The sequence below is a fragment of the Streptomyces spinosisporus genome (assembly GCF_022698145.1).
Taxonomy (GTDB): Bacteria; Actinomycetota; Actinomycetes; order Streptomycetales; family Streptomycetaceae; genus Streptomyces; species Streptomyces spinosisporus.
Genome location: NZ_JALDAX010000005.1, coordinates 87,595 through 112,983 on the forward strand (window position 1 = coordinate 87,595; position 25,389 = coordinate 112,983).

Genomic DNA, 25,389 nt, shown 5'->3' on the forward strand with positions numbered 1-25,389 from the left:
CTCCCTGTTGAGATTGGCCGACCGTCTGTACGGGGCAAGGAGTGGTTGTACGGCAACGAGGAGGTGGCGGCGGCCTATGACGAGCATGTCGAGGGCGCGGGTGGCCCGGCGGATCGCGGCCGGAGCGGCATACGGCGGTGGCGGCATCGGCCTTGCGGGCGCGGCCGCGGTCGGTCTGGTGCTGGCGGAGGTCCACATGGCCAGGCGCCATGTGGGCAACGGCACCAGCGGCCGGGTCCCGGTCGCGGACGGCCTGTACGGCACCACGTACACCGTCCCCGACGAACCTCCCCTGCGCCTGACGATGCTCGGTGACTCCACGGCCGCGGGACAGGGCGTCCACCGGGCGGGCCAGACCCCGGGCGCCCTGCTCGCCTCGGGCCTGTCGGCGGTGGCGGAGCGCCCGGTGGTCCTGCACAACGTGGCCCTGCCGGGGGCCACCTCCGACGATCTGGACCGCCAGGTCGCCCTGGTCCTGGCCAACCCGACCCTGGTGCCGGACATCTGCGTGATCATGATCGGCGCGAACGACGTCACCCACCGGATGCCGCCGACCCGCTCGGTGCGCCATCTCTCGGCGGCGGTACGGCGGCTGCGCACGGCCGGCGCGGAGGTGGTGGTCGGCACGTGCCCCGACCTGGGCACGGTGGAGCGCGTCCAGCAGCCGCTGCGCTGGCTCGCCCGCCGCTCCTCCCGCCAGCTGGCGGCCGCCCAGACGATCGGCACCGTCGCGCAGGGCGGCCGCACGGTGTCGCTGGGCGACCTGCTGGGCCCCGAGTTCGAGGCCAACCCGCGTGAGCTGTTCGGCCCCGACAACTACCACCCCTCCGCCGAGGGATATGCGACGGCGGCGATGGCGGTCCTGCCCACGGTGTGCGCGGCGCTCGGCGTGTGGCCGGAGGAGGAGCGCCCGGACGTCTCCCGCCGCGAGGGCTTCCTGCCGGTCGCACGGGCGGCGGCGGAGGCCGCGTCCGAGGCCGGTACGGAGGTCACGGCGGCCATGCCGACGGGGCCGCGCGGACCGTGGGCCCTGCTCAAGCGCAGGCGCAGGCGCCGGGTGCAGGAGCCGGAGACGGAGACGGAGACGGAGACGGAGGCCACACAGGCCGCTCCGGGCAGCAGAAAAGCAAGCGCTTAGAAAATTGCGGCCAGGGTCACACCGCGACACCCGTGACCCGGCAGCTACGTGCGGGTAGCTTCCCAAGCAGCCCCGTCCGTCGCCCCCGTATGCCAATGGAGCCGTGATGCCCGAAGCCGTGATCGTCTCGACCGCCCGCTCCCCCATCGGCCGCGCCTTCAAGGGCTCCCTCAAGGATCTGCGACCCGACGACCTGACCGCCACGATCATCCAGGCCGCCCTCGCCAAGGTCCCCGAGCTGGACCCGAAGGACATCGAGGACCTGATGCTCGGCTGCGGCCTGCCCGGCGGCGAGCAGGGCAACAACCTCGGCCGCATCGTGGCCGTACAGATGGGAATGGACCACCTCCCGGGCTGCACCATCACCCGGTACTGCTCGTCCTCCCTGCAGACCTCCCGCATGGCCCTGCACGCCATCAAGGCCGGCGAGGGCGACGTCTTCATCTCGGCCGGCGTCGAGATGGTCTCCCGCTACACGAAGGGGAACTCCGACAGCCTCCCCGACACGCACAACCCCCTCTTCGCCGAGGCCGAGGCCCGCACCGCCGAGGTCGCCCAGCAGGAGGGCACCACCTGGCACGACCCGCGCGAGGACGGCCTGGTCCCCGACCCGTACATCGCGATGGGCCAGACCGCCGAGAACCTGGCCCGCCTCAAGGGCGTCACCCGCCAGGACATGGACGAGTTCGGCGTCCGCTCGCAGAACCTCGCCGAGGAAGCCATCAAGAACGGCTTCTGGGAGCGCGAGATCACCCCGGTGACGCTGCCCGACGGCACGGTCGTCGCCAAGGACGACGGCCCGCGCGCGGGCGTCACCATGGAGGGCGTCGCCGGCCTCAAGCCGGTCTTCCGCCCCGACGGCCTGGTCACGGCCGGCAACTGCTGCCCGCTGAACGACGGCGCCGCCGCGGTCGTCATCATGAGCGACACCAAGGCCCGCGAGCTGGGCCTGACCCCGCTCGCCCGCATCGTGTCGACCGGCGTCTCGGGCCTGTCCCCCGAGATCATGGGCCTCGGCCCGGTGGAGGCGTCCAAGCAGGCCCTCGGCCGCGCCGGCCTCACCATCGACGACATCGACCTGGTCGAGATCAACGAGGCGTTCGCCGCCCAGGTGATCCCCTCCTACCGCGAGCTGGACATCCCGCTGGAGAAGCTGAACGTCAACGGCGGCGCCATCGCCGTCGGCCACCCCTTCGGCATGACCGGCGCCCGCATCACCGGCACGCTCATCAACTCCCTGCAGTTCCACGACAAGCAGTTCGGTCTGGAGACGATGTGCGTCGGCGGCGGCCAGGGCATGGCGATGGTCATCGAGCGGCTGAGCTGACCTCTCGGTAGTCGCCGTAGCACACACCGTGAGCCAGTGGCCCGGAGTCCGGGAAACCCCGGGCCTCCGGGCCGTTTTGTGATCCAATCTCCCCCAGGATGTGACCTATCTCCCTAAGCGGAGGGAGTTACGCAGGTCAGCGCTGTTGCGCCGATAAGCGCCGGGCCCAAAGTCCTGCCCGTTTCGTGACGTTACGCACTGACAGCTGGTTAGTCCGCCCTTCAAGCTGATGTAGGAAGTCGGGGGTCGACTTTGAACCGGGAGTACGTCAGTGAGCGCCATGCCGATCGCCTTGCTGGTCATCACGGCCGCCACGGGCGCCGTGGGCGTCGCCGTCCTGCGCACGCTCATGGTGCTGCGTCGTGAGGTCGCGGTACTGCACACCCAGCTCGCCGAGAACAACTCCGCGCGCGGTCTCGTACCGGCCGCCCGCTCCGCCGAGACCGACGAGATACGCGCGGCCGTAGCCGCGGCACTCGCCGAGGAGCGGGAGCGCGAGCTCGCCGAGGCCCGTGCCTTCTGGGCCGCCCAGGAGGCGCGTGACGCCTCCGACGCGCCCTCGCTGCTGGGCCTCGCGGACAGCGAGCTGTTCATGCCCCGGCAGACCGATTTCGTGGGTCTGGAGCCGGTGGCCGAACCGGGCCCGGACCCCGACGACTTCACGGGGGACTCCCCCGAACTGGCCGCGGCCCGCCGCCGCCACCCCTCCCACCCCGACTTCGTGCCGGTCCAGTCACCCGTCGTGAACGACCATGAGCGCACGGTCGCCACACTGGAGGAACTGGCCGCCTCCCGCGTCGAACTGGCCGACGTCCGCCCCGGACCCCTCGGCACCCTCGACGTCTACGTCTTCGCCGACGGCACCACGCTGTGCATGACCCCGGGCCACCGCGAGACCGCGGAGCGCCTGGCCACCGCCCTGCGCGCCGGCCAGACCCCGGTCCTGCTGGGCGGCTCGGGCATCTCGGGCGCATACACGCTGACCTTCGAATGCGGCGAGGAGAACGTCTACATCCTGGCGGACAGGGTCATAGCGTCGCTGTAGAACGCGGGACGTTCTTGGTCGCCGTGGAGCGCAGGCTTCCAGGGGCGCGGGGAACTGCGCGACAAGCCACAACGAACCCGCACCCGCCAACGCGCCCCGAGCCTCACACCCCCGCCCGCGACTGAGCCTCCCCCACCAACCGCACAGCTTCCTCGACCTGGCCCTCGTCACTGAGCACGAGGGCCAAGTCATGAGCGGCGACCGTAATTTGATCAGCGGCAGCGAACATCCCCGCATCCGGCATCTCACGCGGCTCAGTCCCGGGCTCCTCCAGAGCTTGCGCCCGCCGGGCCAACTCTCTTGCCAGCGCCAGCGCTTCCGCTGCGCCGCCCCGCTGCAGACGGCTCTGCGGCGCCGCCCGCAGACGGTCGGCGAAATGATCCACGGCACGGGTCAAGGGCGTCGTATCAACCACGAGCCAGAGCGTACGCGTCACCGGACTGTTGCCAACAGGCGAACCCTCAGGCACGGTGACCTGAAGGACCGGCTTACATCCCCTTTCGTCCGGAGGCGCCGATGTCCCAAGTCTTCTCCGAGGAGACCCATCGCAACCTGCTCGCCCGCATCCCACACTGCACCGGCCGTGAAGTCACCGACTGGCTTCGCGCCGTCGAAGAAGGCCCGGCTCTCTTCAACTTCGAGGAGAAGGTCAGCTGGCTCCGCCACGAGCACAACCTCGCGTACGGCCACGCCAAGGCGATTGTTCATGAGTACGACCTGAGGAGGGCCGCGCGCAAACTGCTCTAGGCGCGCACCTGGACGACACAGAAGGGCCCCGGAAGAAATCCCGGGGCCCTTCGCTGTCGTTGCCGACGGCTAGTCGTTGCTGTTGAGGATCGCGATGATCCTCAGGAACTCCATGTAGATCCACACCAGCGTCAGGGTCAGGCCGAAGGCGGCCAGCCATGCCTCGTCCTTCGGCGCGCCGTAGGCGATGCCGTCCTCGACCTGCTTGAAGTCCAGGGCGAGGAAGCAGGCGCCGAGCAGGATGCCGATGACGCCGAAGACGATGCCGAGCGGACCGCTGCGGAAGCCGAGGCCGTCACCGCCGCCGAAGACGGCGAACAGCAGGTTCACCACCATCAGCAGGACGAAGCCGAGCGCGGCCGCCATCACGAAGCCGTAGAAGCGGCGGTTGACGCGGATCCAGCCCGCCTTGTACGCCACCAGGACGCCGGCGAAGACCGCCATCGTGCCGATCACGGCCTGCATGGCCGCGCCGCTCGCGATGCGGTTGTCGACGATGCTGGAGACGACGCCGAGGAAGACACCCTCGAACGCGGCGTACGACAGGATCAGCGCCGGCGAGGCCTTGCGCTTGAAGGACTGGACGAACGCCAGGACCATGCCGATCAGCGCGGCACCGATGCCGATGCCGTACGAGCGGTTGATGTTGGCGTCGTCGACCGGCAGCAGCGCCCAGGCGAGCGCGGCCGTCACGATCAGCGTGCCGAGGGTCGTCGCCGTGCGCAGCACGACGTCGTCCATCGTCATCCGGCCGGTGGTGGCCGGGGCCTGCGGCGGTGCGCCCTGCAGGCCCTGCTGGGCGTAGGGGTTCTGCGCGTACGGGTTCTGCGCGTAGGGGTCGCCGGCCGGCTGGGCGTACGGGTTGCCCTGGCCGTAGGGGTTGCCCTGGGCATAGGGGTTGCCCTGCGTGCCGACAGCCTGGCCCCCGGCCTGCGGCGCGGCGTTGAAGCCCGCGTAGCCGTTGTCGCGGCTGAACCCCCGTCGCGAGAAGACCGGGTTTCTGCTCCTCATTGCACTCCTCCATGGCCGCGGCGCGGCCTTGGCATCAAGGGTAATAGGTAGGCAAAGGATTGACCCTAGTGCTTGGGGAGGATCTTTCCCTCGTCGTGCTGCGCAACACGCTACGCGGATCCGTGATTCCCCTCACCACAGGGGCCCATTCATGACCAATCTGCGACATGGCCGGAACCGGTCGGAGATCACTCGGGAGATCGCTCAGTCGAGCGGGAAGCCCGTGTACCCCTCGGCGAGGTCGGTCGCGGCGGCCCGCGAGGAGGCGATGCGGTCCAGCCGGGCGAGCTGCAGCCCGTCGTCGAAGGGCGTCGCGTCGGGGGCGCGGTGCAGCATCGTCGTCATGTCGTACGAGAACCGCTCGGCCTGCCACACGCGGCGCAGGCAGGTCTGCGAATAGGCGTCGAGGCGTTCCGCCGAACCGGTCTCGCGCAGATGCACGAGCGCCCGCGCGAAGGTGACGACGTCGCCCACGGCCAGATTCAGTCCCTTGGCGCCCGTCGGCGGCACGATGTGCGCCGCGTCGCCGGCGAGGAAGAGCCGGCCGTGCCGCATGGGCTCGTGGACGTAGGAGCGCATGGGTGTCACCGACTTCTGGGTGATCGGGCCGCGCTCCAGCCGCCAGCCGTCCGCGGTCTCGAAGCGGTACTGGAGCTCCTGCCAGATCTCCTCGTCGCTCCACTGCTCGGCGTCGGTGCCCTCGGGCACCTGGAGGTAGAGCCGGGACACGGACGGGGAGCGCATGGACAGCAGGGCGAAGCCGCGGTCGTGGCGGGCGTAGACGAGCTCGTCGTGCGAGGGCGGCACGTCGGCGAGGATGCCGAGCCAGGCGAAGGGGTACGTCCGCTCGAAGGTGCGGGTCAGCCCGGCGGGGATCGCCTTGCGGGCGACGCCCCAGAACCCGTCGCAGCCGACGACGTAGTCGCACTCCAGGACGGACTCGCGGCCCTCGTGCCGGAACCGCACCCGCGGGCTGTCGGTGTCCGCCCCCTCGACGGCCAGCGCCTCCGCCTCGAACAGCAGCGGCCCGCCCTCCTTGAGCTGCAGGGCGATCAGGTCCTTGCACACCTCGGTCTGGGCGTAGACCATCACGGACCGCCCGCCGGTGAGGGCGGGAAAGTCGACGCGATGGCGTCTGCGGTCGTATCGGAGCTCGATGCCGTCGTGCCGGAGCCCCTCGCGGTCCATGCGCTCCCCGGCGCCCGCCGCGCGCAGCACGTCCACCGTGCCCTGCTCCAGGATCCCGGCCCGCTGGCGCTGCTCGACATAGGAGCGGTCGCGGCTCTCCAGCACGACCGAGTCGATCCCGGCACGGTGAAGCAGCCGAGCGAGGAGCAGCCCGGCCGGACCGGCTCCGACGATGCCGACGGTGGTGCGCATCGGGCGTTCCCTTCGGGTAGGCACCATGGCCATTGTTCGTCTGGTGAAAACTTCTTCACCAGCTTCCGGAAGGAGTCTCCGACGGCACACGGCCGCTGTCAACGTTCAAGCAATGAAGGAGTGGAAGTGCCCGGAGCCGGACTTGAACCGGCACGCCCGCGAAGGGGCAGCGAGGTTTAAGCTCGCCGTGTCTGCATTCCACCATCCGGGCAGGCCATGGGCTCCGCTTCGAGCGTCCCGAGCCTATCGGGATACGTCCCCCGAACAGCCGAACGGTGGACCGATGTTGTCTTATTTTATTGACGTCTGAGGGTGCATCAGCCCGTGGTACGCGCCATCCGCACTTGCCAATAGCCTTGCGTGCGACGCTCTGCCGCGCATGCGGAATGACGGAATTTCACCGCCCGAACGAGGGTGCTCCACCGGTTCTCGACGCGCACCCGACCAGGCGGCCCCCTCAGGGGTCCCCGTCATCCTGAGGTATGACTACGCGGCGTTCGGTCCGACCCGAGTCGCCCCCGGGAACCGGAACAGCGGCTGACTACACGGGCCCTCACGGCCAGCACGATGGTCACGTCCCTTCAAGACGTCGTTCCCGCGAGGAGTTCCTACCCGTGACCACCACACCCGTCGTCGGCCGGGCCACCACCACGGCCGCACGCGCCACGGATCTCTCGAAGATCTACGGACAGGGCGAGACCCAGGTGGTCGCCCTCGACCGGGTCTCCGTCGACTTCCGGCAGGCAGAGTTCACCGCGATCATGGGCCCCTCGGGGTCCGGCAAGTCCACGCTGATGCACTGCGTCGCCGGTCTCGACACCTTCTCCTCCGGCTCGGTGCGCATCGGCGAGACCGAACTCGGCTCCCTGAAGGACAAGCAGCTCACCAAGCTGCGCCGGGACAAGATCGGCTTCATCTTCCAGGCGTACAACCTGCTGCCGACGTTGACGGCCCTGGAGAACATCACCCTCCCGATGGACATCGCGGGCCGCAAACCCGACAAGCAGTGGCTGGAGACGGTGATCCGGATGGTCGGTCTCAAGGACCGCCTCGGCCACCGCCCCTCCCAGCTCTCCGGCGGCCAGCAGCAGCGTGTCGCCGTGGCCCGCGCCCTCGCCTCCAAGCCGGACATCATCTTCGGCGACGAGCCCACCGGAAACCTCGACTCCCGCTCCGGCGCCGAGGTGCTGGGCTTTCTGCGCAACTCCGTAAGGGAGTTGGGGCAGACCGTCGTGATGGTGACCCACGACCCGGTGGCCGCGGCGTACGCGGACCGGGTGGTCTTCCTCGCCGACGGCCGCATCGTCGACGAGATGTACCGGCCGACGTCCGACGCGGTCCTCGACTTCATGAAGCAGTTCGACGCGAAGGGCCGTACGAGCTGATGTTCCGCACCGCCCTGCGCAACGTCCTTGCGCACAAGGCCCGGCTCCTGATGACCGTGCTCGCCGTGATGCTCGGCGTGGCGTTCGTCTCCGGGACGCTGGTCTTCACCAACACCATCTCCGATGCCTTCCAGAACAGTTCGGCCAAGGGCTTCGACCGGGTCGACGTGGCCGTACAGGCCAAGTCCCAGGCGGACAAGGGCAATACGATCAACAAGACGCCCGAGCTGACCCAGGCCATGCTCGACAGGAGCGCGAAGGTGCCGGGCGCGGCGAACGCCGTGGGTGTCGTCAGCGGCTTCACCGCCATCGCCGACAAGGACGGCAAGCTGATCGGCGGCGGCTTCCAGTCCCAGGGCGGCAACTACTGGGGCGACAAGGACCCCCGCTACCCGCTGAAGTCCGGCAGCGCACCGCACGGCGCGCACCAGGTCGCCATCGACGCGAAGACGGCCGAGCGCGCCGGGTACAAGGTCGGCGACAAGGTCCGCCTCTCCGTGAACGGCCCGGTCCTCACGCCGACCATCAGCGGCATCTTCACCACCGACGACGGCAATGTCGCGGCCGGCGGCAGCCTCGCCCTCTACGACACGGCCACCGCCCAGAAGCTGTTCGGCAAGCCCGGCACCTACGACGAGATCGATGTGCAGGCCGCCCCCGGCACCTCCCAGGTCGCGCTGAAGACCGGCCTGGACAACGCGCTGGGCACCAAGCTCGTCGAGACCACCACGGGCAAGAAGCTCGCCGACGACCAGGCCGAGCAGATCGCCGCGTCGATGAGCGGGCTCAAGCAGGGGCTGCTGGTCTTCGCCGGCATCGCGCTCTTCGTCGGCACGTTCATCATCGCCAACACCTTCACCATGCTGGTCGCCCAGCGCACCAAGGAACTGGCCCTGCTGCGCGCCGTCGGCGCCTCGCGCCGCCAGGTCACCCGCTCCGTGCTCATCGAGGCCTTCGTGGTCGGGGTGGTCGCCGGCGGCACCGGTCTGGTCGCGGGCATCGGCATCGGCGCGGGTCTGCGCGCCCTGATGGGCACGCTCGGCGGCAGCGTCCCGGACGGGCCGCTGATCATCACGCCGGGCACGGTCGCGACCGCCCTGGCGGTCGGCGTCGTCATCACCATGCTCGCGGCGTGGCTGCCCGGCCGCCGGGCCGCGAAGATCCCGCCGGTCGCCGCGATGAGCAGCATCCACGCGAAGGCGACGACCAAGTCCCTGGTGCTGCGCAACACGCTGGGCGCGCTGTTCACGGGTGCGGGCGTCGCGGTGGTCCTCGCGGCCACGACCATGGACGGCTCGGACGGCCAGGCCCCGATGGGCCTCGGCGCGGTCCTGCTCATCATCGGCGTCTTCATCCTCACGCCGCTGCTCTCGCGCCCCCTGATCGCGGCCGCGGCGCCGGTCCTCAGGATCTTCGGCATCTCCGGCAAGCTGGCCCGGCAGAACTCGGTGCGCAACCCGCGCCGCACGGCCGCCACCGCCTCCGCGCTGATGATCGGGCTCACCCTCATCACGGGCATGACGGTGATGGCGGGCAGCCTGCAGAAGTCCATCGACAAGATGGCGTCGTCCGCCATCAGGGCCGACTACGTGGTCTCCATGGCCAACGGCAACGAACTCTCGCCGGACGTCGACAACAAGCTGAAGGCCACCGGCGAGGTGACCGACACCAGCCCGCTGCGCAACGTCTACTCGCGCATCGACGGCTCGGGCGAGTCCCTGACCGGAGTGAACGGCACCGCGATCGCGAAGCTGACCGACCTGAAGGTGGACAACGGCGCCTTCACGGTGGGCGGCAACCAGGTCGTCGTCGACGAGGACACCGCCAAGTCCCATGGCTGGAAGCAGGGTTCGAGCTTCACCGCGCACTACGAGGACGGGAAGTCGACCCCGCTGACGGTCGCCGGGATCTACGAGGGCAACGAGCTCATCCGCGGCATCCTGGTCGACAGCCGGACCGTCACCCCGCACATGGACGACCCGGGTGACATGCAGGTCCTGGTGAAGACGGCGGACGGCGCGTCCGGCGCGACCAAGGACAAGCTGGAGAAGGCCCTAGGCTCCAACCCGGCCATCAAGGTCCAGAGCAAGCAGGACCTGTCCGACGACATCGCGAAGATGTTCACGCTGATGCTGAACATGCTCTACGGCCTGCTCGCGATGGCCGTGATCGTCGCGGTCCTCGGTGTCATCAACACCCTGGCCATGTCGGTCTTCGAACGCTCGCAGGAGATCGGCATGCTCCGGGCGATCGGCCTGGACCGCAAGGGCATCAAGCGCATGGTCCGCCTGGAGTCCCTGGTCATCTCCCTGTTCGGCGGCGTGCTCGGCATCGGCCTGGGCGTCTTCTTCGGCTGGGCGGCCGGCGAACTGCTCGGCACCAAGATGGCGACGTACGAACTGGTCCTGCCCTGGGCGCGGATGGGGGTCTTCCTGCTGCTGGCCGCGGCGGTCGGCGTCCTGGCGGCCCTCTGGCCGGCCCGGCGGGCGGCACGTCTGAACATGCTGACGGCCATCAAGTCGGAGTAGTCGTACGTGACTGGGGCCCCGTCCGGTCGCCGGGCGGGGCCCCTTCCTCTGTGCTCCTACGCCGTCGGGGCGCCCCAGGTGCGGGCCCTGAGCGGCAGTCCCGAGGCGCCGCTCTCCGGGGTCTTCACCGCCAGCACCTGGTTGACGCCGATGCGGTTGCGCTCGAAGGAGAGGGCGCACGCGGCCATGTAGAGCCGCCAGACACGGGCGCGGCCCGCGCCGGCCAGCCGCTTCGCACGCGCCCACTCCGTCTCCAGGTTGGCCACCCAGCGGCGCAGGGTGAGGGCGTAGTGCTCGCGGATCGACTCGACGTCGCGCACCTCGAACCCGGCGCGTTCGAGCTGGGTGACGGTGGTGCCGATGGGGGCGAGCTCGCCGTCGGGGAACACATAGGCGTCGATGAACTCGTCGACGCTGTACGCCGATTCGTCCTTCTGCGGCCGCCGGGCGATCTGGTGGTTGAGCAGCCGGCCGCCGGGGCGCAGCAGGCCGTGCAGGTCCTGTGCGTACTCCAGGTACCGCTCCGCGCCGACGTGTTCGGCCATCCCGATGGAGGAGATCGCGTCGTAGGGCCCGTCGGCGACGTCCCGGTAGTCCTGCACCCGGATCTCCACGCGGTCGGTCAGCCCCTCGTCGGCGACGCGCTTGCGGGCGTAGGCGGCCTGTTCCTGGGAGAGGGTGACGCCGACGACGCTGACGCCGTGCTCGCGGGCGGCGTGGATGGCCATGGAGCCCCAGCCGCAGCCGACGTCGAGGAGTCGCTGACCGGGCGTCAGGCCGAGCTTGGTGCAGACGAGTTCGAGCTTGTCGCGCTGGGCCTGCTCCAGGGTGCCGTCCTGCTCCCAGTAGGCGCAGGAATACACCATGGACGGGCCGAGGACGATCTCGTAGAAGTCGTTGCCGACGTCGTAGTGGTGGCTGATGGCGCGCTTGTCGCTGCGTTTGGTGTGCAGATGGGTGCGGGCCCTGCGGACCTCCTCGGGCGGCGGGGCGGGCGGCAGCGGCAACCCGGCCATCCGCACCAGTCCGCGGGCGGCCGAGCGCACCTCCGGGTCCCCGAGTGCCTGCAGCAGGGTCCGCGCGTCCTCGCCGCGCTCCCACACCAGCGACGCCATCAGGTCGAGGCCCTCGTAGAGGTCCCCCTCGATGTCCAGGTCCCCGGCGACCCAGGCCCGGGCCAGTCCGAGCTCGCCGGGTTTCCACAGCAGGCGGCGCAGTGCGCGGCGGTTGCGCACGACGAGCGCGGGGGCGTCGGGCGGTCCGGCCTGCGAACCGTCCCAGGCGCGGATGCGCACCGGCAACGGCGCCCCCAGCAACTGTTCTACGAGGCCCTTCAGCCGCAGCGCGGCGTCAGCCATGGCGCACACCTCCGTGACAGCGATCCCGGAACGTTCAGTCAACACGTAAACACCGATGGAGCCCTTGTACAGTCCCCCGTGCGCGTTACGGCTCGGCAAAATACGTGTAGGGACCATCTACTCGGTCGGGGTGATACCCGGAGAACTGCGACACCGGGACACGCCGAAGGGCCTCCCGCACCACGGATGGCGGGAGGCCCTTCGATTCGTGCAGCGACCGGAACCGGTCAGGAGGCCTTGGCCTCGGTCTTCTCCTTGGGCGCGGCGGCGACCGGCGCCGGCTTGGCGGCCTCGTAGAACTCCTCGCGCGGGTGCTCCATCGCGCCGAGGGAGACGACCTCGCGCTTGAGGAACATGCCGAGGGTCCAGTCGGCGAAGACACGGACCTTGCGGTTCCAGGTCGGCATCGCCAGACCGTGGTAGCCGCGGTGCATGTACCACGCCAGACGGCCCTTGAGCTTGATCTTCATCTTGCCCATGACGATCATCGCGACGCCCTTGTGGAGGCCGAGACCGGCCACCGCGCCCTTGTTGGCGTGGCTGTAGTCCTTCTGCGGGAAGCCGCGCATCCCGGAGATCACGTTGTCGCCGAGGACCTTGGCCTGGCGCAGCGCGTGCTGGGCGTTCGGCGGGCACCAGGCGTTCTCGTTGCCCGCCTTGCGGCCTACGAGGTCCGGGACCTGGGCGTTGTCGCCGGCGGCCCAGATGTAGTCGGTGCCCTTGACCTGGAGGGTCGGCTCGCAGTCGACGTGACCGCGGGGGCCGAGCGGCAGGCCGTAGCGGGACAGGACCGGGTTCGGCTTGACGCCGGCCGTCCAGACGACGGTGTTGGAGTCGACCTCCAGGCCGTTCTTCAGCACCACGTGGCCGTCGACGCAGGAGTCCATCGAGGTGGAGAGGTAGATCTCCACGCCGCGGCTCTCCAGGTGCTCCTTGCCGTAGGCGCCCAGCTTCGGGCCGACCTCGGGCAGGATCTTGTCGGCGGCGTCGACGAGGATGAAGCGCATGTCCTCGCGGGACACGTTGTTGTAGTACTTGGCCGCGTCGCGGGCCAGGTCCTCGACCTCACCGATGGTCTCCGCACCGGCGAAGCCGCCGCCGATGAAGACGAAGGTGAGCGCCTTGCGGCGGATCTCCTCGTCGGTGGTGGAGTCGGCCTTGTCGAGCTGCTCGAGGACGTGGTTGCGCAGGCCGATGGCCTCCTCGATGCCCTTCATGCCGATGCCCTGCTCGGCGAGGCCGGGGATCGGGAAGGTGCGGGAGACCGCGCCGAGCGCGATCACCAGGTAGTCGAAGGGCAGCTCGTACGCCTCGCCGACCAGCGGCGCGATCGTGGCGACCTTGCGGTCCTGGTCGATGGTGGTGACCCGGCCGGTGAGAACCTCCGCCTTCGGCAGCACGCGTCGCAGCGGGACGACGACGTGGCGCGGGGAGATGTTGCCGGCGGCGGTTTCGGGAAGGAAGGGCTGGTAGGTCATGTACGACCGGGGGTCGACGACCGTGACGGTCGCCTCGCCGTAGCGCATCTTCTTCTGGATGCGCCGAGCTGCGTACAGGCCTACGTACCCACCGCCTACTACGAGGATCCTGGGACGCTCCGTGGTGCTCATGCCATCGAGTATCCACCTGGCCGAGGGGGGTACCTCGTGCGCCCCTTCACAAGCTCTTGCAGGGGGTGTGTTATCCTCCGCGATCCGCTGGACGGACGTCATTCCGCGGGGAGGGGTACGCGGGCGGTACGTCCCGTTGTCAATGCCGCGTGAGCTGGCTCTCCGCCTCCGGACGGCCGCCGTGAGCCCCCCGAAACACGCTTCCGCGAGACCCTCCCGCAGCGCCCTCGGCCGCCCCGATTGAACATGTTCAAGGGCCTGTTGACCCCCGAAAAGCTCAACCAGGGCGCTTTTCATGCTTCCACAGGGCGGAATCTCTTGTGAAGAACTTCACGAACTTCCTCGGCGACACCCCGCCGAGAGCCCCCCGCAAGCCCCTCGATCACGCTCATACGCTATCCGACCTGCTCGTCAGAGAGCTACCGCTCGGTAGTAAAGGCCGGCCTGGGAACGGTCACGCCAGGGACCACGCGATGCCGTCGAGGATGTCGTGCTCGCTGACCACGACCTCCTCGGCGCCGATGCGGTTCATGATCGAGAGCAGGACGAGGGCGCCCGCGGCGATCACGTCGACGCGGCCAGGGTGCATGGAGGGGACGGCCGCGCGTTCGGCGTGGGTGGAGTGCAGCAGCCACTCGGTGATCTCGCGGACCTTCTGGCGCGGGACGCGGGAGTGGTGGATGCGCCGCGAGTCGTACTCGGGCAGCTCCTGCGCGATCGCCGACACGGTCGTGACCGACCCGGCGAGCCCGACCAGTGTGCGTGCCTCGCGCAGCGGGACGCTCTCCTCGGCCAGGTCGAGCGCCCGCTCGATGTCGGCCCGTACGGCGGCGATCTGCTCCTCGGTCGGCGGGTCGGTGACCGCGCCGTCCCGCACGAGGTGCCGCTCGGTCATCCGGACGCAGCCGACGTCGACGGAGCGCGCCCCGCGCACCTGGTCGTCGCCCACGACGAACTCGGTGGAGCCGCCGCCGATGTCGACCACCAGGTAGGGCTTGTCGAGGTGGTCGCTGCCCGCCAGCTCCTTCGTCGCGCCGGTGAAGGAGAACCCGGCCTCCTGATCACCGGTGATGACCTCGGGTTCGACGCCGAGGATGTCGAGGACACCGCGCACGAACTCGTCGCGGTTCTCGGCGTCCCGCGAGGCCGAGGTGGCCACGAAGCGGAGCCGCTCGGCCCCGTGCTCCTTGATGATCGCGGCGTACTCCCGGCAGGCGGCGAACGTCCGCTCCAGCGCCTCGGGAGCCAGCCGCCCGGTCCGGTCGACGCCCTGCCCGAGCCGCACGATGGTCATACGCCGGTCCAGATCGACCAGTTCACCGGTCGCCGGGTCGGCGTCGGCGACGAGCAGCCGGATGGAGTTCGTACCGCAGTCGATGGCGGCGACGCGGGTCACTTCTCGTCCTCCCCCGCCGGCGCGGCGGGCACCACACACGCCCCCTTGCGCCACCACTCCGGCAGCATCGCGATCGCCTCGTCGCCGAGGGGGTTGACGCCGGGGCCCGCGGCCAGGGAGTGCGCGACCAGGACGTGCAGGCACTTCACCCGGTCCGGCATGCCTCCGGCGCTGGGAAAGCCCTCCAGCACCTCGATCTCGTCACGGCGCCGGATGTAATCCTCGTGCGCGGCGCGATACGCGGCGGCCAGCTCCGGATCGGTCTGCAGTCGCTCGGTCATCTCCTTCATGACGCCGTTGGCCTCCAGCGTGCCGATCGCGGAGGCGGCGCGCGGGCAGGTCAGGTAGTACGTCGTCGGGAAGGGCGTGCCGTCGGGAAGCCGCGGCGCGGTCTCCACGACGTCCGGCTGCCCGCACGGGCAGCGGTGCGCGATGGCGCGCAGCCCGCGCGGCGGCCGTCCGAGCTGCTGCTTGAAGGCCTCGACGTCCGCGGCGGTGGGCTCGGTGCGCGGGGTGGGCGGCGGGGGCGTTTCCATGCCTGTCTCTCTGCTTGTTCAGCTTGCCTGTTGTGCGGTTCACCGGTCGGAGGCGTCCGACTTGTCGACCCCGTCCCAGACGTTGGTGTACCAGGGGCGGTCGGCCGCGCCCAGCTCGGTCCGCGACTGCCTGCCCGCGTGCGGGTCGATGACGATGTAACCCGTCTCGCCCGGCATCACATAGTGCAGCCGCTGCCGGATCTGCTGCTCGGCGTAGGCGTCGTCCTGCCAGCGCGCCTTGAGGTCGCGCAGCTGCTCCACGCGCTGACGGGCCTGCTCCTTCTGCCGCTGCAGATCGGAGATCTCGGAGCGCTGGGAGACGTACTGCCTTATGGGATACGCGAGGGCGACGACCAGCGAGCACAGGACCAGCGCGAGCAGCGCGGCCCGGCCGGTCAGCCGCGAGCGCCGGGCCTGGCGCTTGGTCTGGGAACGGTAGACACGGGCCGCGGTCTGCTCGCCGAGCAGCCTGATCCTGGTCGCGGTCGAGAACCGGTCCCGGTCCTTGACGGCCATAGCCCCGCCTCCCGTGCACACGTGCGTACGTCCCCGCACACGGTACGGGACCGGTACGAGGACGTACGTACGACTGGCTAGTGCTTGACCCCGGAAGGGTCAGCCCTTGAAGCGCGGGAAGGCGCTGCGGCCGGCGTACACCGCGGCGTCGTCGAGGATCTCCTCGATGCGCAGCAGCTGGTTGTACTTGGCGACGCGCTCGGAGCGGGCCGGGGCGCCGGTCTTGATCTGGCCGCAGTTGGTGGCGACGGCGAGGTCGGCGATGGTGACGTCCTCGGTCTCGCCGGAGCGGTGGGACATCATGCACTTGAATCCGTTGCGCTGGGCGAGCTCGACGGCGTCCAGGGTCTCGGTCAGCGAACCGATCTGGTTCACCTTCACCAGCAGGGCGTTGGCGGAGCCCTCCTCGATGCCGCGGGCGAGGCGCTCGGGGTTGGTGACGAACAGGTCGTCGCCGACGAGCTGCACCTTGTCGCCGATGCGGTCGGTAATGACCTTCCAGCCGGCCCAGTCGTCCTCGAACAGCGGGTCCTCGATGGAGACGAGCGGGTAGGCCGCCACGAGCTCCTCGTAGTACTCCGTCATCTCGGCGGCGGAGCGCTCCTTGCCCTCGAAGAGGTACTTGCCGTCCTTGTAGAACTCGGAGGCGGCGACGTCGAGCGCGAGGGCGATCTGCTGGCCGGGGATGTAGCCGGCCTCCTTGACGGCCTCGAGGATGAGGTCGAGGGCGGCGCGGTTGGACTCGAGGTTCGGGGCGAAGCCGCCCTCGTCGCCGAGGCCGGTGGACAGGCCCTTGGACTTCAGGACCTTCTTCAGGGTGTGGTACACCTCGGCGCCCCAGCGCAGGGCCTCGGAGAAGGTCTCCGCGCCGATCGGGGCGATCATGAACTCCTGGATGTCCACGTTGGAGTCGGCGTGCGAGCCGCCGTTCAGGATGTTCATCATCGGCACCGGCAGCAGGTGCGCGTTCGGGCCGCCCAGGTAGCGGAAGAGCGGGAGGTCGCTGGCCTCGGAGGCGGCGTGGGCCACGGCGAGGGAGACGCCGAGGATGGCGTTGGCGCCGAGGGAGCCCTTGTTGTCGGTGGCGTCCAGGTCGAACATCGCCTGGTCGATCAGGCGCTGCTCGGTGGCGTCGTAGCCGACCAGCTCCGGGCCGATCTGCTCGATCACGGCGAGGACGGCCTTCTCGACGCCCTTGCCCTGGTAGCGGTTGGGGTCACCGTCACGCAGCTCGATGGCCTCGAAGGCGCCCGTGGAGGCGCCGGACGGGACGGCGGCACGACCCGTGCTGCCGTCGTCGAGGCCGACCTCGACCTCGACCGTGGGGTTGCCTCGGGAGTCCAGGATTTCCCGGGCTACGACGACGTCGATGGACGGCACGAGCATCTCCTTCTTCAATGTGACGCGGCTACGCAGTGCCGCGGTGGGCTCTGCGAGACGAGCCTAACCGGCCCGGGCCGATCGGCCAGCCGGTCGCCCACCCCTTGGGCAGAACCGAGAGTAAATTGTTTCCGAACGGAACAAAAACCCGCACGGAACCACGGATACGCGCAGCGGAACGCGCGGGCAGAAAAGACCCCGCCCCGGTGCGTACGGGGGAACACGCACCGAGGCGGGGAGTCTGCGGGGACGGGGGCGGGCTGCTACTTCAGGTGCAGCTGCTGACCCGGGTAGATCAGGTCGGCGTCCTGGACGATGTCCTTGTTCAGCTTGAACAGCTTCGACCAGCCACCGGCGACGTGGTGCTTCGCGGCGATGGTGCTGAGGGTGTCGCCCTTGACGACCTTGTACTCGCCGTCGCCCTTCTTGACCTTCTTGCCGGTCGGGGTGGTGACGGTCTTCTGGGTCTTCTGCGACTTCGCGGCCGGACGCTCGGAGGAGCGGGAGGCGGCCTGCGAGTCGGAGTGGGTGCTGGTGCTCGGCTTCGAGGCGGCGGCGCCGTTGTAGGCGGCGGAGGACAGGCCCGTGCCGCAGACCGGCCAGGCGCCCTTGCCCTGGGAGGCGAGCACCTTCTCGGCGACGGCTATCTGCTGCGCCTTGGAGGCCTGGTTGGCCTGCGGGGCGTAGGCGGTGCCGCCGTAGGCGGCCCAGGTGGAGGCGGAGAACTGCAGGCCGCCGTAGTAGCCGTTGCCGGTGTTGATGGACCAGTTGCCGCCCGACTCGCACTGGGCGACCTTGTCCCACTCGGAGGCGGTGGCGGCGGAGGCGTTGCCGGCCGCCATCAGCGGGGCGGCGATGGCGACACCGGTGATGCCGGCGAACGCGGCGACGCGGGTGGCCTTGGACGGACGACGGTGCTTGCCCTGCCCGGAAAACAGCATGGTTGATCCCCTCACCGACGCCTGCGAGGTGAGCTGTCGGGTTCGGGCCGGTTGAGTTGCCCGGCCGTGCCTCGCTCTCGCTCGGCACGGCTACACCCCAAGCCGCCACCGGCAACTTCCCGGTGGGGCACTTACCTTGGGTCCCCCGCTCCTGCCTACGGCGCTTGACGCGACGACTGTTCCCGTACGGCCGCTGGCAGGATTCGGCGTTGCGGCAGCCGGGGCTCGTGGTGACGAGCGGTGAAGACCGTAGACACGCGTTCCGCCGAATTTCAAAGACGATCAGGGCTTCTGAGACTCATCCCACACTTTCACCAAACCGGACATTCCCTGGCGAAGCGTGACGTGAACTCCCGTTGGTTTTCGCCCTATTCGCCACTGAGTCGGAGGGTCTGACCGGCGAAGATGTGGTTCGGGTCGGCCCCGATCGCCTTCTTGTTCGCGTCGTAGAGCGCGCGCCACCCGCCGTCCAGGCCAAGCGAGTCGGCGATGGAGGCGAGGGTGTCGCCGGCGCGGACGGTGTAGGTGTCGTCCGCGTGGCTGCCGGCCGGGGTCTCGTCGGCGCTCGCACCGCGGTGACGGCCACTGCCGAGCGCGCCGGTGTCCACCAGGCTCCAAGAACCCACGGCCTGCTCGGAGTTGTCCGAGTCGTCACCCTTCGCCCGTTCTGCGGGTGAGTTGTCACCGCTCTGCGAGCCGCTCGGGGTCGCGTCGGGCGACGAGCTGGACGGCGACGCCGAGGTGTCGGACTTGGCGGAGTCGTCCGACCTGTCGGGAGAGGCCGAGGGAGAGGCGCTGGAGGAAGCACCGGAGGACGCGTCCGATGAACCGGAGGAATCGGATGAACCGTACGAAGAGGACTCATCGGTCGTTCCGCCCGGCGAGTTGGACAGACCGGAGGAGCCGTACGACCCGGATGAATCGGATGAGCCGGACGAACCGCCGTCCAGCACACCGGTGTCGATGTCGTCCGAACCCGAGTCCTCGGTCAGGCCCGAGGTCAGCCCGCAGGTGTGGAAGGCGCCGACGCCCTGGTCGTCGAGGATCTTCTCGGCGACGGCTATCTGCTGGTTGCGGCTGGCGAGGTCGGGCCTGGAGGCGTAGTCGAGGCCGCCGTACTTGTCCCAGTCGTCCTGGCTCAGCTTCAGCCCGCCGTAGAAGCCGTTGCCGTCGTTCTGGCTCCAGGCGCCGCCGGTCTCGCACTCCGCCACCTTGTCCCACGCGGTGCCGTCGGCAGCGCTCGCGGCGGAGGCGCCGAGGAGCGGGATGGCGATGGCGGAGCCGGTCACTCCGGCGGCGACGAGGATCGCCGGAGCCTGGCGGGGGCGACGGTGTCGACCGTTCCCGGAGAGCATGCAGAAGCCTTTCGCGAGACAGCACTGAGCGGCGCGGCGCGTGGTGCTGGAGACCGCGCTGGTGGGTGAACGTAGCGGCTGACGATCACTTGTCACAAGTTAATGCCGCGCAGATCACGTGAAGATCACATAGTTGAAAGCGTGTCATCTTTGACCGGTTCCCTGCGGCGACGCGGTCGCCGGCCGTGCGGTTACCGTCGTGGGGTGAACCTCCCGAACGCCGCTCCCGAACTCTTCAGCCGGGAGTTCGCCGACGACCCGTACCCGGCCTACGCCTGGCTGCGCGAACACTCCCCCGTGCACTGGACGACGCTGCCCAGCGGGGTCGAGGCCTGGCTGGTCACCCGCTACGACGACGCACGTCAGGCGCTGGCCGACGGGCGGCTGTCGAAGAACCCCGACCATCACGCCGAGGACGCGCAGGGCAAGAGCAGGACCGGCATCCCAGGCGAGCGCAGCGCCAATCTGATGACGCATCTGCTCAACATCGACCCGCCGGACCACACCCGGCTGCGCCGTCTGGTCTCCAAGGCGTTCACCCCGCGCCGGGTGGCGGAATTCGCGCCACGGGTGCAGGAGTTGACGGACGATCTCATCGACCGGTTCGCGCCGCGCGGCGAGGCCGATCTGATCCACGAGTTCGCCTTCCCCCTCCCCATCTACGCCATCTGCGAGCTGCTCGGCGTCCCGCGCGAGGACCAGGACGACTTCCGCGACTGGGCGGGGATGATGATCCGGCACGGCGGGGGGCCGCGCGGCGGGGTCGCCCGCTCGGTCAGGAAGATCCGCGACTATCTCGCCGAGCTGATCCACCGCAAGCGCGGCGACCTCGGCGACGACCTGATCTCGGGTCTCATCCGCGCCTCCGACCACGGCGAGCACCTCACCGAGAACGAGGCCGCCGCGATGTGCTTCGTGCTCCTCTTCGCCGGCTTCGAGACCACCATCAATCTCATCGGCAACGGCACCTACGCTCTGCTGCGCAACCCCGGGCAGCGGGCGCGGCTCCAGGAGTCGCTGCGGCGCGGCGAGGGCGCGCTGCTCGACACCGCCGTGGAGGAACTGCTGCGCTACGACGGCCCGGTGGAGCTGGCGACCTGGCGCTTCGCCACCGAGCCGCTCACCGTCGGCGGGCAGCGCATCGCCACCGGCGACCCGGTCCTGGTCGTCCTGGCCGCCGCCGACCGCGACCCCGCCCGCTTCCCGGACCCCGACACACTCGACCTCTCCCGCCGGGACAACCAGCACCTCGGATACGGCCACGGCATCCACTACTGCCTCGGCGCCCCCCTGGCCCGCTTGGAGGGCCGCACCGCCCTGCAAACCCTCCTGCTCCGCCTCCCCGACCTCGAACTCGCCACACCCCCCACCGACCTACGCCGCCGCGGCGGCCTCATCATGCGCGGGCTCCGGGATCTGCCCGTCCGGTTCACGCCGGCCTGACGGGGGTCGGGGCGGCGGCCGCGTGGATGTCGCCTGCGGCGCTCAAGCCGTGGGTTCGCCGCCGACGGTCACGCCGTCGTCGCCGCTGGAGGCCGATCGGCGATCGTCGCCGACGGCCGATCGGTCCTCGGCCGCGGGCGGACGAGTGGTCGTCGCCTGCGGCACGCAAGCCGCCCCCGTCGGCGGTCAAGCAGTCGCCGCCGCCCTCCAGCCGCCGATCAGTCGTCAGCGGCCGCAGACTCGCCGTTCTCGGTTTCTGTTCGTCTGATTGCGTCGCGGTAGGCGCGGGCCGCTGCGCGGAGGGCTGCTTCTGGGTCCACGCCCTTGGATTCGGCGTGGATCGCCAGGGCGAGGAGGTCGTAGCCGATGCCCTCGGTGGGGGGCAGGGGGACGTCCAGGCCCGCTGTACGGACGCGGGACGCGAGCTTGGCGGCGAGGGCCAGGCCCGGCTGGGTCAGGGGGACTCCCTCGGTCACCGAGGAGCGCTGCTTCTCGGCCGCCTTGGTGCGCAGCCAGTGCTCCCTGACCTCCTCCGGCGTCGAGGCGGTCTCGTCGCCGAAGACATGCGGGTGGCGGCGGATGAGCTTGGCGACGATTCCGGCGGCCACGTCGTCCACGGAGAAGGGGGCGTCCGGGTCGTCCTCGGCTATGCGGGCGTGGAAGATCACCTGGAGCAGGACGTCGCCGAGTTCCTCGCGCAGTTCGTCGCGGTCGCCCTCCTCGATCGCCTCGACGAGTTCGTACACCTCCTCGATGCTGTACTTCGCCAGGCCCTTGTGGGTCTGCTGGGAGGAGAACGGGCACTCGACGCGGATCCGGTCCATGACCTGGACGAGGTCCAGGAGCCGGGCGCCCGGGAGGTCGTAGGAGGCGGGCAGCAGCTCCAGCTCCGGCATCTGCACGCGCCCGGAGCCGGCGAGCCGGGCCAGGCCGTCGGTGAGCGCCGGCTCGCCCTCGCCGGTGGCCACGACCACGACGGTGTGTCCGCCCGCGCACAGGGCGACCAGCTCCTCGGCCGTGGGCGAGGCCTCGTCGACCGCCGTGCCCGCCTCGCGCAGATACGGCAGCTGCGGGTGGGCGCCGTCCGCGCACAGCACACGGTCGGCGGCGTGCAGCGCCTGCCAGGCGGGCCAGGACAGCAGGCCGGGCGCGACGCGATGGCTGGTGGTGAGCAGGACGATGCGGCCGGGGGCCTCTTCGGGGCTGGTTGCGTTCACGATCCGAACGTAACTCACGGCGCCGACCGCCCCGTAAGTTGTCCACAGGCAAGCCGGCGACCCACCGTCACGCCGACTGCTGCGTCCCCGCCGCCGTGACCTCGCGCACCCACGGCGTCTTGGCGTCGACGCGGCTGCTCTTCTGGACGTCCCATGCGCCGTAGCGCGGGTTCAGGTCGACCTTGAGTTCCTTGGAGGCCTTGGACAGGGCGTTCCAGAAGGCGGGCTTGCTGGTGTCGGTGCCGAGGCTCTGCGCGAGCTTCTGCGCCTCCAGCTGAAGGCGCAGATTGTCGTCGAGGCGCTGCGGGGCGACGCCGTACTGCTGCAGCCAGGCCGTCTCCAGGGCCTTGGAGCCGCCGACCTGCTGTTCCAGGCCGGTGCGCATCTGCTGGATCTCCTTGGGGGTGACCGTGATGTCCGCGTCCTGGGCGGCCCGGTGCAGCACCCGGTCGAGGACCAGGCTGTGCAGGGTGTCGCGGGTCAGGCTGCCGGTCTGTGCGACGGCCTGCTGGTACTGCGCCTCGTCCTTCACGGCCGCGCGCTGCGCCGAGCGCACCTCGTTCACCCGGTTCTCCAGCTGCGCCACGGTGATCCGCTGCCCGCCGACGACGGCGGCCGCGCCGGGATGCGCGTCGCTTCCACAGGCGGTGAGCAGGGGTGCCGCCGCGGCGATCGCGGCGGTGAGGACGAGCGCGGTGCGACGGCGGCGGTGCAAGGAAGCCTCCCGGGGAGCTTGTGCGACGGTGCACAAAGTCTTGCGGTGATCGATGGTATGCAGCGGCCAAGCTCTGGCCAACCCATTCGACCAACGATTCACCACGACTTCGGGCACCGCCGCGCCCGGCACCACCGCCGCGCCTGGCACCACCGCCGCGCCCCGCGGCTAACCCCGCACCTGGCCCAACCACTGCAGGGTGCGGCGGATTTCGGTTGCGAGTGGGTGGCCGGGGCCGCGCAGTCGTTCCACGTCCATGAGGAGCCGGGCGAGGGTGTCGTGGGCGGCGGGGCGGTCGCCGAGGGCGAGCAGGAGGTGGCCGATGCGGCGGCGGACGTCGTGGGAGAGCTCGGGGTCGCCGGCCACGTACTGGTTCTCGTAGTACGGCAGCAGCGCGCGGTACTCCGCGAGGGCCGCGGCCGGGTCGCCGAGCTGCTCCAGGCACTGGGCGGCCTCGTAGCGGAAGCGCAGCGACTGGGGGTCGGCGTGGCCGGCCTCGGCGGCGCGCTCGTCCGCGAGGCGGCGCAGTTCGGGCAGCGCGCGCCGGTACTGGCCGTCGTCCATGAGGGTCGCGGCGTACTGCTTGCGCAGGGTGCGCACCACCGGGGAGTGCTCGCCGTGCTGTTCGGCTGCGGCGGGCAGGATCGCGCCGAGGATGTCGACGGCCTGGGTGATACGGCCCTCGCCGAGGAGGCGCTTGACCTCGTCGACGGCGCGCGCGACATCCGGCTTCTCGGCCTTCTCGACGCCCTGCGCGGCCGGGGCGGGCTGCGGCGCGGGCGTGCGGGCGCGGTCCGGCCAGGGGGCGTGCGGGCGCACGAAGGGGCGGGTGGGGTCGAGGGGGCCGCCGGTGGGCATGCCGCGCGCGGGCAGCAGCAGCGCCAGGTGCTCGTACACCTCCTGCGCGGAGGCCGGGCGGTGCTGCGGGTCCTTGGCGAGCAGGCGCAGCACGAGGGCTTCGAGGGCCTCCGGGACCTCGGGGCGGATGCGCCGCACGGGGACCGGCGGTTCGTACAGGTGCCGGTGCAGCACGCCGAGCGCGGTGGAGCCCGCGAACGGGACGTCGCCGCTGAGGAGTTCGTGGAGCAGCACCCCGAGCGCGTACAGGTCGGTGTACGGGCCGACCGCGCCGCCCATCGCCTGCTCGGGTGCCATGTACGCGGGCGAGCCGATGGGTGAGCCGGTGTGGGTCAGGCGCGTGGTGTCGGTGTCCATCACGGAGGCGACGCCGAGGTCGAGGACGGTGACCGTGCCGTCCTGCTTCACCATCACGTTCCGCGGCTTGAGGTCGCGGTGCACGATCGGCACCGCGTGCACCGCGCTCAGCACGGCGCACAGCTGCGCGGCGACCGCGACCGCCCACTGCCAGGGGTAGGGGTCGTGCTCGGCGAGATGGTCGGAGAGGTCGGCGCCGTCGACGTACTGCATGACGAGGAACAGCTCCTCGCCCTCGCTGCCCGCGTCGTGCACCGTGACCAGCCCGGGGTGGTCGACCTGCGCGGTCACCCGGCACTCGCGCACGAACCGGCGGCGCAGCTCGTCGGCCTCCTGCCCGGCCACCTTGTCGGGGCGTAGCAGCTTCACCGCCACGCGCCGGTCGAGCCGCTTGTCGTACGCCGTCCAGACCTGTCCCATGCCGCCCTGGCCGATGAGCGTGGACAGCTCGTAGCGGCCGGCGACGACACGTCCTGCCGCCACGGTCACCTTCCGCCCTCGTGGTTGCCGTCGGTGTGGCCCGGGTGCTGGCGCAGATAGTCGCTGAGCTCGTCGAGTTCGGCGCGCACCTGGTCGATGCGGGCGGGCGCGGGGCGCTGCGGCGGGGGCGGCACGGGCGTGGAGGTGGCGGGCGCGGGCATGGGCATCACCGGGGGCTGCGGGTGGGTCGCGGCGTACGGCGACGGGGGCTGCGGGTAGCCGTAGACCGGGCCGTGGGCCGGGGGCAGCGGGTGGCCCGTGGGGTGGGGCCGGTAGTGGCTGATGTCCGCGTACAGGAAGTAGCCGGTGCAGGCGGCGGCGTTGAGGAGCAGGATGCTCATCCCTATGTTGCCGTTGACCGTGCTGAAGTCGTCGGTGTTGTCGGTGGCGAGGAATCCGAAGCTGACGCCGAGGACCGCGAGCGAGCCGCCGAAGATCCACCAGTCGGAGCCCTTGCGGGTCACGATCGCGGCGCGCAGCGTCGCCACCCAGGCCAGGAAGCCGATGCTGAGGATCGGCAGCGCCGCGAAGATCACGCGCAGCAGGACCAACACCCCTGTCGAGGGTCGACGCGGCGGGGGCGGGGCGTAGCCGTGGCCCTGCATGGCTGCTCCTGGAGACCTGATGGGACGAACGTGATGCCGAGTCCGAGCGTATAGGCCGACA

At 70.3% G+C, this 25,389-nt stretch carries 22 protein-coding genes, 1 tRNA gene and 1 riboswitch; of the genes, 7 read left to right on the forward strand and 16 right to left on the reverse strand.

All coding sequences use genetic code 11. From position 1 onward, the window contains the following. Window positions 1-76 precede the first annotated feature (76 nt). From MQN93_RS14935 to MQN93_RS14945, 3 genes are all read left to right on the forward strand, one after another. Window positions 77-1,138, forward strand: coding sequence for an SGNH/GDSL hydrolase family protein (locus tag MQN93_RS14935; protein ID WP_242709859.1), 1,062 nt, complete (start codon window positions 77-79; stop codon window positions 1,136-1,138). Between the two features lie 106 nt (window positions 1,139-1,244). Next, on the forward strand, window positions 1,245-2,465 hold the full coding sequence (locus tag MQN93_RS14940) for an acetyl-CoA C-acetyltransferase (protein ID WP_242709860.1): 1,221 nt from the start codon (window positions 1,245-1,247) through the stop codon (window positions 2,463-2,465). A 271-nt stretch (window positions 2,466-2,736) separates the two neighbouring features. After that, window positions 2,737-3,510 (forward strand): hypothetical protein, encoded by a 774-nt coding sequence (locus MQN93_RS14945; protein WP_016436377.1) that lies wholly within the window; start codon window positions 2,737-2,739, stop codon window positions 3,508-3,510. A gap of 103 nt (window positions 3,511-3,613) precedes the next feature. On the opposite strand, the gene MQN93_RS14950 is transcribed toward MQN93_RS14945, so the two are convergent. Continuing rightward, window positions 3,614-3,925: a hypothetical protein gene (locus MQN93_RS14950; RefSeq protein WP_242709861.1), complete on the reverse strand. Its 312-nt coding sequence runs from the start codon at window positions 3,923-3,925 to the stop codon at window positions 3,614-3,616. A 101-nt stretch (window positions 3,926-4,026) separates the two neighbouring features. Here MQN93_RS14950 and MQN93_RS14955 point away from each other — a divergent pair, with 101 nt between their 5' ends. Further along, on the forward strand, window positions 4,027-4,257 hold the full coding sequence (locus MQN93_RS14955; RefSeq protein WP_016436378.1) for a DUF4287 domain-containing protein: 231 nt from the start codon (window positions 4,027-4,029) through the stop codon (window positions 4,255-4,257). A gap of 69 nt (window positions 4,258-4,326) precedes the next feature. Here the strand turns inward: MQN93_RS14955 and MQN93_RS14960 are convergent, their stop codons facing one another. The 3 genes from MQN93_RS14960 to MQN93_RS14970 form a co-directional block, all read right to left on the reverse strand. Continuing rightward, complete coding sequence (locus MQN93_RS14960; protein WP_016436379.1) at window positions 4,327-5,268, reverse strand: Bax inhibitor-1/YccA family protein; 942 nt, start codon at window positions 5,266-5,268, stop codon at window positions 4,327-4,329. Window positions 5,269-5,472: 204 nt separating this feature from the next. After that, on the reverse strand, window positions 5,473-6,648 hold the full coding sequence (locus tag MQN93_RS14965; protein ID WP_242709862.1) for a 4-hydroxybenzoate 3-monooxygenase: 1,176 nt from the start codon (window positions 6,646-6,648) through the stop codon (window positions 5,473-5,475). 127 nt (window positions 6,649-6,775) lie between these two features. Continuing rightward, a tRNA-Leu gene (locus tag MQN93_RS14970) sits at window positions 6,776-6,859 on the reverse strand. A gap of 403 nt (window positions 6,860-7,262) precedes the next feature. Here MQN93_RS14970 and MQN93_RS14975 point away from each other — a divergent pair. Together MQN93_RS14975 and MQN93_RS14980 are read left to right on the forward strand one after the other, a co-directional pair. Next, window positions 7,263-8,033, forward strand: a complete 771-nt coding sequence (locus tag MQN93_RS14975) for an ABC transporter ATP-binding protein (protein WP_242709863.1) — start codon at window positions 7,263-7,265, stop codon at window positions 8,031-8,033. Next, window positions 8,033-10,561 carry an ABC transporter permease gene (locus tag MQN93_RS14980; RefSeq protein ID WP_242709864.1) on the forward strand — a complete coding sequence of 843 codons (2,529 nt, stop codon included), beginning with the start codon at window positions 8,033-8,035 and terminating at the stop codon, window positions 10,559-10,561. Before MQN93_RS14975 ends, MQN93_RS14980 begins: the two co-directional genes overlap by 1 nt. Before the next feature lie 56 nt (window positions 10,562-10,617). Here MQN93_RS14980 and MQN93_RS14985 read toward each other — a convergent pair whose 3' ends face one another. The 8 genes from MQN93_RS14985 to MQN93_RS15020 all read right to left on the reverse strand — a co-directional run bounded on the left by MQN93_RS14985 (window position 10,618) and on the right by MQN93_RS15020 (window position 19,653). Next, window positions 10,618-11,919 (reverse strand): class I SAM-dependent methyltransferase, encoded by a 1,302-nt coding sequence (locus MQN93_RS14985; protein ID WP_016436383.1) that lies wholly within the window; start codon window positions 11,917-11,919, stop codon window positions 10,618-10,620. A 227-nt stretch (window positions 11,920-12,146) separates the two neighbouring features. Further along, window positions 12,147-13,529 carry an NAD(P)/FAD-dependent oxidoreductase gene (locus MQN93_RS14990; RefSeq protein ID WP_016436384.1) on the reverse strand — a complete coding sequence of 461 codons (1,383 nt, stop codon included), beginning with the start codon at window positions 13,527-13,529 and terminating at the stop codon, window positions 12,147-12,149. A 454-nt stretch (window positions 13,530-13,983) separates the two neighbouring features. Next, on the reverse strand, window positions 13,984-14,925 hold the full coding sequence (locus MQN93_RS14995) for a Ppx/GppA phosphatase family protein (protein WP_242709865.1): 942 nt from the start codon (window positions 14,923-14,925) through the stop codon (window positions 13,984-13,986). Beyond that, window positions 14,922-15,461, reverse strand: a complete 540-nt coding sequence (locus tag MQN93_RS15000) for a DUF501 domain-containing protein (RefSeq protein WP_016436386.1) — start codon at window positions 15,459-15,461, stop codon at window positions 14,922-14,924. Before MQN93_RS15000 ends, MQN93_RS14995 begins: the two co-directional genes overlap by 4 nt. A 39-nt stretch (window positions 15,462-15,500) precedes the next feature. Beyond that, entirely contained in the window at window positions 15,501-15,977 is a 477-nt protein-coding gene (locus tag MQN93_RS15005; RefSeq protein ID WP_016436387.1) for an FtsB family cell division protein, read from the reverse strand. A gap of 99 nt (window positions 15,978-16,076) precedes the next feature. Then, window positions 16,077-17,363: a phosphopyruvate hydratase gene (eno, locus tag MQN93_RS15010; RefSeq protein ID WP_037783109.1), complete on the reverse strand. Its 1,287-nt coding sequence runs from the start codon at window positions 17,361-17,363 to the stop codon at window positions 16,077-16,079. Window positions 17,364-17,620: 257 nt separating this feature from the next. Then, a complete protein-coding gene (locus MQN93_RS15015; RefSeq protein WP_016436389.1) occupies window positions 17,621-18,298 on the reverse strand; it encodes a transglycosylase family protein in 678 nt (225 codons plus the stop codon). A gap of 3 nt (window positions 18,299-18,301) precedes the next feature. After that, window positions 18,302-18,471, reverse strand: a riboswitch (cyclic di-AMP (ydaO/yuaA leader). 195 nt (window positions 18,472-18,666) lie between these two features. After that, complete coding sequence (locus MQN93_RS15020) at window positions 18,667-19,653, reverse strand: LysM peptidoglycan-binding domain-containing protein (RefSeq protein WP_242709866.1); 987 nt, start codon at window positions 19,651-19,653, stop codon at window positions 18,667-18,669. 204 nt (window positions 19,654-19,857) lie between these two features. On the opposite strand from MQN93_RS15020, the gene MQN93_RS15025 reads away from it, so the two are divergent. Beyond that, on the forward strand, window positions 19,858-21,096 hold the full coding sequence (locus MQN93_RS15025; protein ID WP_242709867.1) for a cytochrome P450 family protein: 1,239 nt from the start codon (window positions 19,858-19,860) through the stop codon (window positions 21,094-21,096). 218 nt (window positions 21,097-21,314) lie between these two features. On the opposite strand, the gene MQN93_RS15030 is transcribed toward MQN93_RS15025, so the two are convergent. The 4 genes from MQN93_RS15030 to MQN93_RS15045 form a co-directional block, all read right to left on the reverse strand. Beyond that, a complete protein-coding gene (locus MQN93_RS15030) occupies window positions 21,315-22,313 on the reverse strand; it encodes a nucleoside triphosphate pyrophosphohydrolase (protein ID WP_242709868.1) in 999 nt (332 codons plus the stop codon). Window positions 22,314-22,380: 67 nt separating this feature from the next. Continuing rightward, window positions 22,381-23,028 (reverse strand): SurA N-terminal domain-containing protein, encoded by a 648-nt coding sequence (locus tag MQN93_RS15035; protein WP_016436393.1) that lies wholly within the window; start codon window positions 23,026-23,028, stop codon window positions 22,381-22,383. 168 nt (window positions 23,029-23,196) lie between these two features. Beyond that, the gene (locus MQN93_RS15040; RefSeq protein WP_278190838.1) at window positions 23,197-24,690 is read right to left on the reverse strand and encodes a serine/threonine-protein kinase; all 1,494 of its coding nucleotides are present in this window, start codon (window positions 24,688-24,690) and stop codon (window positions 23,197-23,199) included. A gap of 38 nt (window positions 24,691-24,728) precedes the next feature. Further along, entirely contained in the window at window positions 24,729-25,328 is a 600-nt protein-coding gene (locus MQN93_RS15045; protein WP_016436395.1) for a hypothetical protein, read from the reverse strand. Between the last annotated feature and the right edge of the window lie 61 nt (window positions 25,329-25,389).

Bases quoted from the DNA above. Each gene is read 5' to 3' on its own strand.
- MQN93_RS14935 (WP_242709859.1), top strand. From the start codon at position 77: ATGACGAGCATGTCGAGGGCGCGGGTGGCCCGGCGGATCGCGGCCGGA.
- MQN93_RS14940 (WP_242709860.1), top strand. From the start codon at position 1,245: ATGCCCGAAGCCGTGATCGTCTCGACCGCCCGCTCCCCCATCGGCCGC.
- MQN93_RS14955 (WP_016436378.1), top strand. From the start codon at position 4,027: ATGTCCCAAGTCTTCTCCGAGGAGACCCATCGCAACCTGCTCGCCCGC.
- MQN93_RS14960 (WP_016436379.1), bottom strand. From the start codon at position 5,268: ATGAGGAGCAGAAACCCGGTCTTCTCGCGACGGGGGTTCAGCCGCGAC.
- MQN93_RS14965 (WP_242709862.1), bottom strand. From the start codon at position 6,648: ATGCGCACCACCGTCGGCATCGTCGGAGCCGGTCCGGCCGGGCTGCTC.
- MQN93_RS14980 (WP_242709864.1), top strand. From the start codon at position 8,033: ATGTTCCGCACCGCCCTGCGCAACGTCCTTGCGCACAAGGCCCGGCTC.
- MQN93_RS14985 (WP_016436383.1), bottom strand. From the start codon at position 11,919: ATGGCTGACGCCGCGCTGCGGCTGAAGGGCCTCGTAGAACAGTTGCTG.
- MQN93_RS14990 (WP_016436384.1), bottom strand. From the start codon at position 13,529: ATGAGCACCACGGAGCGTCCCAGGATCCTCGTAGTAGGCGGTGGGTAC.
- MQN93_RS15000 (WP_016436386.1), bottom strand. From the start codon at position 15,461: ATGGAAACGCCCCCGCCGCCCACCCCGCGCACCGAGCCCACCGCCGCG.
- MQN93_RS15005 (WP_016436387.1), bottom strand. From the start codon at position 15,977: ATGGCCGTCAAGGACCGGGACCGGTTCTCGACCGCGACCAGGATCAGG.
- eno (WP_037783109.1), bottom strand. From the start codon at position 17,363: ATGCTCGTGCCGTCCATCGACGTCGTCGTAGCCCGGGAAATCCTGGAC.
- MQN93_RS15015 (WP_016436389.1), bottom strand. From the start codon at position 18,298: ATGCTGTTTTCCGGGCAGGGCAAGCACCGTCGTCCGTCCAAGGCCACC.
- MQN93_RS15020 (WP_242709866.1), bottom strand. From the start codon at position 19,653: ATGCTCTCCGGGAACGGTCGACACCGTCGCCCCCGCCAGGCTCCGGCG.
- MQN93_RS15045 (WP_016436395.1), bottom strand. From the start codon at position 25,328: ATGCAGGGCCACGGCTACGCCCCGCCCCCGCCGCGTCGACCCTCGACA.